At 33.8% G+C, this 11,629-nt stretch carries 8 protein-coding genes and 2 tRNA genes; 4 read left to right on the top strand and 6 right to left on the bottom strand.

Features of this window, described 5'->3' with window-relative positions; all coding sequences use genetic code 11:
• The first annotated feature begins 89 nt into the window (after positions 1-89).
• The gene (locus tag ABD859_RS08650; RefSeq protein ID WP_345142971.1) at positions 90-479 is read left to right on the top strand and encodes an SPOR domain-containing protein; all 390 of its coding nucleotides are present in this window, start codon (positions 90-92) and stop codon (positions 477-479) included.
• A 249-nt stretch (positions 480-728) separates the two neighbouring features.
• Here the strand turns inward: ABD859_RS08650 and ABD859_RS08645 are convergent, their stop codons facing one another.
• The 4 genes from ABD859_RS08645 to rimP form a co-directional block, all read right to left on the bottom strand.
• A complete protein-coding gene (locus ABD859_RS08645) occupies positions 729-1,238 on the bottom strand; it encodes a DUF4920 domain-containing protein (protein WP_345142968.1) in 510 nt (169 codons plus the stop codon).
• Positions 1,239-1,392: 154 nt separating this feature from the next.
• Positions 1,393-4,263 (bottom strand): translation initiation factor IF-2, encoded by a 2,871-nt coding sequence (gene infB, locus ABD859_RS08640; RefSeq protein WP_345142966.1) that lies wholly within the window; start codon positions 4,261-4,263, stop codon positions 1,393-1,395.
• Positions 4,264-4,321: 58 nt separating this feature from the next.
• Entirely contained in the window at positions 4,322-5,575 is a 1,254-nt protein-coding gene (gene nusA, locus ABD859_RS08635; RefSeq protein WP_345142964.1) for a transcription termination factor NusA, read from the bottom strand.
• A 13-nt stretch (positions 5,576-5,588) separates the two neighbouring features.
• Positions 5,589-6,053, bottom strand: a complete 465-nt coding sequence (rimP, locus tag ABD859_RS08630; protein WP_044047587.1) for a ribosome assembly cofactor RimP — start codon at positions 6,051-6,053, stop codon at positions 5,589-5,591.
• A 172-nt stretch (positions 6,054-6,225) separates the two neighbouring features.
• Between rimP and ABD859_RS08625 the strand changes: the two genes are divergently transcribed.
• On the top strand, positions 6,226-7,050 hold the full coding sequence (locus ABD859_RS08625) for a universal stress protein (protein ID WP_345142960.1): 825 nt from the start codon (positions 6,226-6,228) through the stop codon (positions 7,048-7,050).
• Between the two features lie 64 nt (positions 7,051-7,114).
• Here ABD859_RS08625 and ABD859_RS08620 read toward each other — a convergent pair.
• Together ABD859_RS08620 and ABD859_RS08615 are read right to left on the bottom strand one after the other, a co-directional pair.
• Positions 7,115-7,185, bottom strand: a tRNA-Gln gene (locus ABD859_RS08620).
• 109 nt (positions 7,186-7,294) lie between these two features.
• Positions 7,295-7,365: transfer RNA gene (locus ABD859_RS08615), tRNA-Gln, on the bottom strand.
• 245 nt (positions 7,366-7,610) lie between these two features.
• On the opposite strand from ABD859_RS08615, the gene ABD859_RS08610 reads away from it, so the two are divergent.
• A complete protein-coding gene (locus ABD859_RS08610; protein WP_345142957.1) occupies positions 7,611-10,892 on the top strand; it encodes a glycosyltransferase family 117 protein in 3,282 nt (1,093 codons plus the stop codon).
• Between the two features lie 93 nt (positions 10,893-10,985).
• Positions 10,986-11,624, top strand: coding sequence for a polysaccharide deacetylase family protein (locus ABD859_RS08605; RefSeq protein WP_345142954.1), 639 nt, complete (start codon positions 10,986-10,988; stop codon positions 11,622-11,624).
• Positions 11,625-11,629 lie beyond the last annotated feature (5 nt).

The raw sequence follows: 11,629 nt of genomic DNA, 5'->3' as shown, positions 1-11,629 counted from the left end.
CTTAAATATCAATTTATATCAATTCTAAATAATATTAAAATTTCGCATACAAACTTTAAATAGTATTTTTGCATAAAAACCATCACATTATGAGAATTTTAAGCTCTTCAAAAAACGTTTTCTTAACATTAACTTTATTCACTTTAGCATACAGTAATCATGCTCAAAGCCAAAATTTAACATTGAATCAAGATCCTAAATTTGAACAGTTATTGAATGACAAACGTAAATTTAACACATCAATAAGTACAAACGATTCTTATAGAATTCAAATTTTCAGCGGTAAAAGTGAAGAGGCCAAAAAGACATTATCCGACTTTAAAAGAGAATATACTAACATAGACGGAACTATAATATTCAACACTCCAAATTACAAAGTGATTGTTGGGAATTTCAAATCCAGAATCGAAGCAGAAAGAAATCTGATTGATATTAGAAAAAAATACAAGAGCGTATTTTTACTAAAACCAGGCAAATAATTAAGAATAAAAAAAGCGAGATAGTTATCTCGCTTTTTTTATGTCTACAAATACAATAAAGTACTTCACTGACACATCATTTCATTATATCAGCTCGTTTTATAATCACAATAAATCAACCACAACAACTACTATATCACAAGTCGTTTTCTACACAAAATACAACCACCTTTAGCAAATAAAAAAGTCTCAATTAAAATTGAGACTTAAAATTTATTAAGCTTAAAACTAATTTTCCCTATCAAAAAACTAGTTTACAACCTTAATGCCGTCTGCCAAAAAACGAACTTCTTCTTTCGGCAGATTGATAGCATCTATTTCAGCTTTGGTCTTTTTAGCGTCTTTTGCATAGTGTTTTAATTCATCAACAGACGTAACTTTTCTTTCAGCATTCCCCTGTAAAACCACATTTTTTCCTTTTAAAGTCGTTGGAACAAAAAACGCATAATCTTTCATCTTTACAAAGAAAGAAGAACCATCTTCTGTTTTAAGAGTTATCCAGCAGCCTCTTTTTTTACACACATCAGTCACCTCCCCTTTTACTGCAATTCCTTCTGCTTTTTGAGCACTTTTTAATTCTGCCTCTAATTTTTCAACAGATACCGCTTTACTAACAACAGCTCCCGAAATATCTGCTCCATAAAAATCCCCAACCAAGGCATTTCCTGCTGGCGGCGCTGCCTTTTCCACATCCTCTTGAGAAAAACACAAAGAAGAAAAACCAAAAAACAAAACGATTGAATATATTGATAATTTCATATTGTATAAATTTTAATTATTAGATCAAAAATAAGATTAAAATTCAACATCAGTAAACTGTTTTCAATTTAAAAAACTGTAAAAACAAAAACTGCAAAAAGACCATAAAAAAAGTCCCAATTTTCATTGGGACTTTAATATGAATTATTGAATATTATTTCAATTTCTTTTTGATCGCTACTTCGTGGTAAGCTTCAATTACATCGTTAATTTCGATGTCATTAAATCCTTTTATCTGAATACCGCAGTCGTAACCTTTTGTTACTTCTTTAACATCATCTTTGAATCGTTTTAAAGCAACTAGCTCACCTGTATGAACAACAACTCCATCTCTAATAACTCTAATTTTAGAAGTTCTAAGAATTTTACCATCAGTTACCATACATCCTGCGATTGAACCAACTTTAGAAATTTTGAAAATCTCACGAATTTCAGCCGTTCCTAAAACTTCTTCTTTCATTTCAGGAGCAAGCATTCCTTCCATTGCATCTTTTAAGTCGTCGATAGCCGCATAGATAATAGAATAGTAACGGATATCGATTTCTTCTTTATCTGCAAGCTGTCTTGCATTTCCTGCAGGACGAACGTTAAATCCAATAATAATTGCATCTGAAGCAGAAGCAAGGTTAACGTCGGTTTCAGTAATTGCACCAACTCCTTTATGAATGATATTAATTTGAACTTCTTCTGTAGAAAGTTTAGAGAACGAATCTGATAATGCTTCAACAGACCCATCAACGTCTCCTTTAAGAATTACGTTTAATTCTTTAAACTGACCAAGAGCAATACGACGTCCAATTTCATCAAGTGTAATATGTCTTTGAGTACGTACTGATTGTTCACGCATTAACTGAGAACGTTTAGATGCAATTTGTTTTGCTTCTTTTTCATCTTCAAATACATTGAACTTATCACCCGCAGTTGCAGCTCCGTCTAAACCTAAAACAGATACCGGTGTCGAGGGACCAGCAGTTAAAATCGTATGCCCTCTTTCATCATGCATCGCCTTAACTTTACCATGATGTTTTCCTGCAAGCATATAATCTCCAATTTTCAAAGTTCCTGCCTGAACTAAAATTGTAGAAACATATCCTTTTCCTTTATCTAAGTAAGCCTCAACTACAGTTCCCTGTGCCGCTTTATTTGGATTAGATTTTAAATCTAAAATCTCTGCTTCTAATAATACTTTTTCCAGTAATTCTTTTACTCCTAATCCTGTTTTTGCAGAAATATCGTGAGATTGGATTTTTCCTCCCCAATCTTCAACAAGTAAATTCATACCAGCTAATCTTTCTTTAATCTTATCCGGATTAGCATTTGGTTTATCAACCTTATTGATCGCAAAAATAATTGGTACACCAGCTGCCTGAGCATGGCTAATCGCCTCTTTTGTTTGCGGCATGATATCGTCGTCAGCAGCGATTACAATAATTGCAATATCTGTAACCTGAGCTCCACGTGCACGCATCGCGGTAAACGCCTCGTGACCCGGAGTATCTAAGAATGCAATTTTTTGTCCATTATCTAAAGTAACTCCATACGCCCCAATATGCTGCGTAATACCTCCAGACTCACCAGCAATAACATTTTCTTTACGAATATAATCCAGTAAAGATGTCTTACCGTGGTCAACGTGACCCATTACGGTTACAATTGGCGCTCTTGTTACTAAATCTTCTTCTTTATCCTCAACAACTTCAATTGCCTCCTCGATGTCAACAGTTATAAATTCAACATCATAACCAAATTCATCAGCAACAATTGTTAATGTTTCAGCATCCAGACGCTGGTTCATGGTTACCATGATACCAAGAGACATACAAGTTCCAATTACTTTAGTAATCGGCACATCCATCATAATCGCGATTTCACCAACAGTAACGAATTCTGTAACTTTAATAGTCTTACTTCCTTCGTCAAGAGCTCTTTGCTCATCATCAGATTTCTGACGGTGTGTTTCTCTTTTATCTCTTCTATATTTTGCCGCTTTAGATTTACCTCCTTTACCCTGAAGTTTTTCAAGAGTTTCTCTAATTTGGTTTTTCACTTCTTCTTCCGTAGGCTCCACTTTTGCTACAATTGCAGGGCGGTTTCCTTTTACAAAACCTGGTCTTGCATTTCTGTTAGCATTAAAACCTCCACCTGTATTAGGTGTAATTTTATTAGGATTTGGAGTTCCCGGCGCATTCCCTGCAGCAGGTTTTGGCGCCCCTGGCGTACCAGGTTTAGGAGCAATTCTTTTACGCTTATTTTTATTAGCATTGTTATTATTATTCCCAACACCAGGAGTTCCCGGTTTGTTTGGGGTAATTTTTGGATCTTCTTTTTTCTTCTTAGGCTTATTAAATTGAGACAAGTCAATAGTCTGCCCAGTAAGAGTAGTTCCTGATAACTTTTGATATTGAGTAGTGATCGTTTCCTCAGCAGTTGTTGGGTCCGTTGAAATAATCGGCTCCTGAGCTGTCTTAGAACTTTCAGCTTTTACTTCTTTCTTCTCAGTAATAATAGGTTTTTCTACCTTTTTCTCTTCGGAAACAACAGGAGCAACAGACTCAGGCTGTACTGTTTCTTTTTGAACAGGTTTTTCTGTTTGAGATGGAGTAACAGTTTTAGGCTCTTCAGTTTTAACCGGCTCTTCTGGAGTAACAGCAGGTTTCTTTGGATTTAAATCAATTTTACCCACTTGTACAGGTCCGGAAACAACCGCTCTTGCTTTGATTATTTCTTGTTGTTTTTGACGCTCCTCTTCTTGTCTGCGTTTATCCTCAATTTCTTTTTCACGCTCTACACGCAACGCTTCTTTTTCTTTTCTTTTTTCTTCTCCAACCTCTTTAGAAGCTTCTTTATTCCCCTTATCGCCCGCAAATTGGCTCTGAAGGATATTAAATTCACTGTCAGAAATTTTCGCATTTGGATTTGCATCAATAGCAATACCCTTATCTTTTAGATAATCTACAGCTCTTTCTAACGAGATATTTAACTCCCTTAAAACCTTGTTTATTCTTATTACTCTCTCTTCAGACATATAACCTTTTTATTATTACCTTTTTAGTTGTGTTGTTAGAGCAGACTTCAGCTATCGCTTAACTATCAAACTCTTCTTTTAGTATTTTCATAACATCCAGAATCGTTTCCTCTTCTAAGTCTGTTCTTCTTACTAAATCTTCTACGTCGTGTTTCAGGATACTTTTTGCTGTATCCAAACCTATTTTAGCAAACTCTTCAATTACCCATTCTTCGATTTCATCTGAAAACTCTGTCAACTCCACATCGTCCTCATCTGCAACAGTACCGGCAACATCTCCTTCACGGATAACATCTAATTCATAACCTGTCAGCTGACCTGCTAATTTAATGTTGTGTCCACCTCTACCAATTGCTTTAGAAACTTCTTCTAATTTCAAGAAAACTTCAGCTCTTTTTGCTTCTTCGTCAATTTTGATTGAAGAAACTTTTGCAGGGCTTAGCGCTCTAGTAATAAACAATTGAATATTGTTTGTATAATTTATTACGTCAATATTTTCATTTCCTAGTTCACGTACAATTCCGTGAATACGAGAACCTTTCATTCCCACACAAGCTCCAACCGGATCAATTCTGTCATCATAAGAATCTACCGCCACTTTTGCTTTCTCTCCCGGAATACGAACTACATTTTTAACTGTAATTAAACCGTCGAATACTTCAGGTATTTCCTGCTCAAATAATTTCTCTAAAAACTTCTCTGAAGTTCTAGACATAATAATTTGAGGTTTATTTCCTTTTAATTCAACGCTTTCAATAATTCCGCGAACATTATCTCCTTTACGGAAAAAGTCAGATGGAATTTGTTTTTCTTTTGGAAGAACAATCTCATTTCCTTCATCATCCACCAAAATTACAACTCTTGGACGTACATGATGCACTTCTGCGGTGTAAATATCGCCAATAATATCTTTAAATTGCTTATAAAGATTTGTATTATCGTGTTCGTGGATTTTAGAAATTAAGTTTTGACGCAAAGCCAAAATAGCTCTTCTTCCTAAATCAATCAATTTAACCTCTTCAGAAACCTCTTCACCAATTTCAAAATCCGCCTCGATCATTCTTGCTTCAGTCAAAGTAATTTCTTCGTTCTCAAAATCAAGATCTTCATCAGCAACGATAACTCTTCTTCTCCAAATCTCCATATCTCCTTTATCAGGATTTATAATGATATCGAAATTATCATCAGAACCGTATTTTTTCTTTAATGCATTTCTAAACACGTCCTCCAAAATTGCCATAAGCGTTACACGATCAATAAGTTTATTATCTTTAAACTCTGAGAATGAATCGATCAATGCTAAATTTTCCATGCGAATTCTTTAATTAAAATGTTACTGTAACAACTGCCTCTTTTATCTCTGTATAAGGTATCTGTTGTTCTTTTTGAACTGTTTCTTTTCCTTTTCCTACTTTTTTAGGTTCTCTTGCCTTCCAAGACAAAATTATAAAAACATCGTTAGCTTCTATCAATTCTGCTTCGATTTTTTCATTATTTGTAGTAACAATCAGCGTTCTACCAATATTTTTCTTGTATTGTCTTATTAATTTCAAAGGAGATCCTACCCCAACTGATGCCACTTCAAGTGAAAAATCCTGCTCTTCACGATCCAGATTATTCTCTATTGCACGACTAATATCAATACAATCCTGCAGCGCTACTCCATTATCTCCGTCTAAACCAACGCTAATTTTAAAAGAATCCGAAACAGCCAGATCAATCAAAAAGATCGATGGCTTTTCCAGAAGCGCTTCTGTAATTAATTCGTTTACCTTTTCCTTAAATGTCATAATTTTATAAAAAGAGGGGACACTTAGTCCCCTCATTATTTAGATTTTAATAAATAACGGTGCAAATATAGTGATTTTTTTATAAATCAAATAAATAGATTGCTGCAAAAATATTCGCTATCTTTATAATACCAAATATTAACAGATTTTTTAAACCCTTAACCCTAAAATCATGAAACGAATTTTAGTACCTACTGATTTTTCAGAACACGCAGAGCATGCTTTAAAAGTCGCTGCGCAAATTGCCAAGAAAAACAATTCCGAAATTATTATTTTGCACATGCTGGAATTACCACATCAGTCAAACGATGCAATATTTGGAGGCGTCAGCATACCAGAAACCATGCTTTTTATGCAAAAAGCAAACGAAACCCTGGACAAGGTTTCTAACAGTCCTTTTTTAGACGGAATTTCGGTAACTGAAATGGTAAAGATGGACAAACCTATTCACGGCATAACTCAGGTAAGCAAAGAACAAGACATTGATCTTATCGTTATGGGATCTCACGGCTCATCTGGCATGGAAGAACTTTTAATTGGATCGAATACTGAAAAAGTAGTTAGAAATTCTGAAATTCCTGTTCTTGTAATAAAGAAAGATATTTCAAATTTCAACATATCTAACATAGTTTTTGCTTCTGACTTTACAGAAGAGACTAAAAAACCATTTGAAAAACTTTTAAACTTCACCAAATTCTTTGACGCAAAAATACACTTAGTTTCCATCTGCACACCAAACAGCTTTAAACCAACGCATGTAACAGAAAAAGCATTACAAAGTTTTGTAGAAGGATTTAATCTTAGCAATTATTCAACACACATTTACAACGATACTAATATTGAAAAAGGAATAATCAATTTCTCAAACAGTATAAATGCAGACATTATCGGAATGTGTACACACGGAAGAACTGGTTTTGCTCACTTCTTTAACGGAAGCATCAGCGAAGGATTAGTAAACCATTCTGTAAAACCTGTTTTAACAGTAAAGATTTAAACGTTTTTTTTTCAGAAAAAATATTCCATAAAAAAAGCCTCTCATTTCTGAGAGGCTTTTTACGTTGGTCTACTAGGACTCGAACCTAGAAAGACGGCACCAAAAACCGTAGTGTTACCATTACACCATAGACCAGCAGTGCGGTTAAGCGGGTGCAAAATTAAAACTTTATTTCGTTTATGCAAATTTTCAGCAAAACTTTTTTTGCATAAAAAAAGCTTCTCATTTCTGAGAAGCTTTTATGTTGGTCTACTAGGACTCGAACCTAGAAAGACGGCACCAAAAACCGTAGTGTTACCATTACACCATAGACCAGCAGTGCGGTTAAGCGAGTGCAAATTTAAGGTTTTATTTAGTTTGCACAAATTTTTTAACCAAAAAAAATCACTTTTTTTGTTTTTTTTCACTTTCCAATTCTCATCAACATCAAAAACACCTTATACACAACACATTACTCTTAACATATAGTTTTATAGAATTTTTTGTTAATGCTCGTTTCTTTACATAAAAAAACATTTTCTTTGTAGGATTGAAAACATACAAAATTTTAACACCTAAATATGGCACAATTCAATTTCAATAAATGGAATACAATTATTGGTTGGTTTGCATTTGCAATCGCTTTAATTACTTACACACTAACTGTTGAACCTACAATGAGCTTTTGGGATTGTGGCGAATATATTGCTACAGCGGCTAAATTAGAAGTTGGCCACCCTCCTGGAGCACCTTTATTTCAAATGATGGGGGCTTTCTTTGCAATGTTTGCTATAGATGCCCAGCATGTAGCCGTAATGGTAAATATGATGTCTGTTTTTTCAAGCGCCTTTACAATTTTATTTATGTTTTGGTCTTCGTCTATGATTTTAAAAATGATCGTAGCACGTTTTGCAGAAATTGATCAAAACAATTCAATTGTTATTTTAGGAAGTTCTTTTGTTGGAGCATTAGCTTATACTTTTTCAGATAGTTTCTGGTTTAATGCTGTTGAAGCCGAAGTTTACGCAATGGCTTCTTTATTAATTGCACTGCTTTTCTGGCTGGGTTTACGCTGGGAGCAGGACATGGACAAACCAAAAGGAAACAAATGGCTTTTAATCATTTCGCTGGTTATTGGACTTTCTTTTGGAGTTCACTTCATGGCACTTCTAACAATTCCTTCTATTGGATTTTTATACTATTTTAAACATTACGAAAAAGTAACTATTAAAAACTTTATCATTGCTAATATTGTTGTAATTGGAATTTTATTATTTATTTTCAAATTACTTCTTCCTTTAACAATGGCTTCTTTTGGTAAAACAGAAGTTTTCATGGTCAACAGCCTTGGACTTCCTTTTAACTCAGGAACTATTTTTGTAGTTTTAGTTTTAATTGCTTTCTTCTATTTTGGATTAAAATTCACGAAACAAAAAGGATTAATTTTCTACAACACCATTATCCTTTGTATCTTATTTATATTAATTGGTTTCTCTACCTGGATGATGCTTCCGGTACGTGCAAATGCTAATCCGGTAATTAACGAAAACAAACCTTCTGATGCTGCCGAGGTTTTGGCATATTACAATCGTGAGCAATATGGTGTAAACCCTTTGTTTTACGGCCCTCAATACACAGAAGTTTTTGCAGGACTTGATGCTAAAACGCCATATTTAGACAAAAAGCCTAATTACGAAAGAGATTACAAAACAGGTAAATATATCATTACCAATAATTATAAAAACGCAGAACAAAATTCTGATGACAATCAAAAAACAATTCTGCCAAGAATGTGGAGCACCGAAACAGGACACATTCAAAATTACATCAGCTTTACAAATCCTCCTAAATTCAAAATCAATCCAAATTATGATTATGAGGATGATTTAGCAAAATATGGTATCGATGCAAGTCAGTTAACCGAAGAAGAATACAACAAAGCAATCGCCCAGCTTCGTAATGAAGTAGAAAAAACAGTTTCTGAATTTAGACACGCTTACGCTCAAAAACAAATTGACAATGAGGGTTATATTAAATTCTTAAGAAGCTACGGTGATTATTTAACAATCGAAAAACCAACAGCTGCCGACAATTTCAGTTTTATGTTCGAATACCAATTTGGATATATGTACTGGAGATATTTAATGTGGAATTTTGTTGGACGTCAAAGCGATGTTCAGGGAAAATACGACAACTTAGACGGAAACTGGATCAGTGGTATTAAAGCTCTGGATTCGCTTCATTTAGGCTCCCAGGACAACCTTCCTTCTGATGTATTAAACAACAAAGGACGAAATGTTTACTATTTCCTTCCTTTTATTTTAGGGTTAATTGGATTAATGTATCATGCCAATAAAGACCTTAAAAGTTTTTATGTTCTTTTAGCTTTATTCTTGTTTACAGGAATTGCATTAAAAATATACTTGAACGAAAGACCTTTTGAGCCTCGTGAAAGAGATTATGCTCTTGTTGGATCTTTCTATGTTTTTGCCATCTGGATTGGTTTTGGAGTTTATTCATTATATGAAAGCTTTAAAAAGTATGTTGCTCCAAAAATTGCCGGACCAGTAATCATTGCCGGAAGTTTATTAGCAGCTCCTGTTTTAATGGCTTCTCAAAACTGGGATGACCACGACAGATCAAACAGATATACTGCTGTTGCAATGGCAAAAGCATATTTAAGCTCTTGCGATAAAGATGCAATTTTGTATACTATTGGAGATAACGACACCTTCCCGCTTTGGTATGCACAGGAAATTGAACATTTTAGAACCGACGTGAAAATTGTAAATACAAGTCTTTTCATGACAGACTGGTATATCGATCAAATGAAGGCCAAATCATACGAATCAGATCCGCTTCCAATATCTTTTAATCACAGTCAATATGTGGGAGATAATCTTGATTATGTAGCGTATATTCAAAAAATTGACACTCGCTGGAACATTAAAGATTTTATTGATTTTATTAAAAATCCAAAATCTACTGTTGGGTTACAAAACGGACAGACAATTCATTTCTACCCTACCAATAAAATCAGAATTAATGTTGACAAAAACACCATTATCAAAAATAAAGTAGTAAACTCAAAATACAATGATTCGATTGTTCCATACATGGACATTACGATTAAAGGAAATGCACTTTACAAAAACAGATTAATGATGCTGGATATTTTGGCTAATAATGACTGGAAACGTCCAATTTATTTTAGCGGTGGTGCTTTTGACGATGAAGATTATTTATGGCTTAAAGATTATCTGCAATTAGACGGAATGGTTTATAAATTGGTTCCAATTAAAAACCCGCCATCTAAAGACGGAGGCCCTATGGATATGGGACAAATTGACGCTGATAAAATGTATGATATTGTAATGAAATGGGATTGGGGTAACAGCGAAAGTGAAAAAATCTATCACGATCCGGAAACAAGAAGAAACAGTATTACATACCGTACAAACTTGTCTCGCCTGATGAATGAACTTATTGCTGAAGGCAAAATCGATAAAGCTAAAAATGTTATCAATTTAGCCATTACAAAAATGCCTTTAGACAAGTTTGGTTACTACTCGTTAGTTGAACCATTTGCAGGAGGTTATTATAAAGTTGGCGAAACCGCAAAAGCTCACGATTTATTAGACAAATTAGTGAATAAGTACAGAGAAAATCTAGACTATTACAAAACGTTGAGCCCTTCAGACCAAACAGATTTAGCAATTGATATTATTACAGATATTGAGCGCTACAGAAGTTTACTGCATGTTATGAAAGAGAACAATGACAAAGTATTCTATGATAAACATAAAACAACTTTTAATACGTATGTAAATATTTTTGAGCGTTTTGGACGTGAAAAAGAATAATAATATACGAAAATTATATTGATTAAAAAAATGCAGCGCTTCTTGATATAAAGCGCTGCATTTTTTATTTTTACTGTATCTAAATCAATTAAAATGAGCTTTTATTGGGTAAAAACTAATTCATTTATAAAAAAGATATTTTCTAAATATTACTGGGATATTCCAAATAATGAAAAGAAAGTATACTTAACATTTGATGACGGCCCTACCCCAGAAATCACAGACTGGGTTTTATCTGAATTGAAAAAATTCGACGCAAAAGCTACTTTTTTCTGTATTGGAAAAAATATTAAAGCCAATTTATCTTTATTTGAAAAACTAATACGAGACGGACATTCTATTGGAAATCACACCATGAACCATGTAAACGGCTGGAAAATTCAAACTAAAGATTATATTGAAAATGTCAAAAATTGCGCTCAGATTTTAGAAGAAGAAATCAAACCCAACAATTTGATATTCCGTCCTCCTTATGGAAAAATCAAAAAAGCGCAGTCAAAAATTCTACGAAAATTAGGCTATAAAATAATTATGTGGGATGTTTTGAGCGCCGATTTTGACCAATCGATCACTCCTGAAAAATGTCTTGAAAACGTAACTAAAAACGTAAAATCTGGAAGTGTAATTGTATTTCATGACAGCATTAAGGCTTCACCAAATTTAAAATTTGCTCTGCCAAAAACACTGCATTTTTTAAAAGAAAATGGATATAAATTTGATATTATTCACTAATAATA

The organism is Flavobacterium ginsengiterrae, assembly GCF_039539785.1.
GTDB classification, from domain to species: Bacteria; Bacteroidota; Bacteroidia; order Flavobacteriales; family Flavobacteriaceae; genus Flavobacterium; species Flavobacterium ginsengiterrae.
Note: the sequence above shows the minus strand (reverse complement) of the source record. Positions and strands in the feature narration are given on the sequence as shown.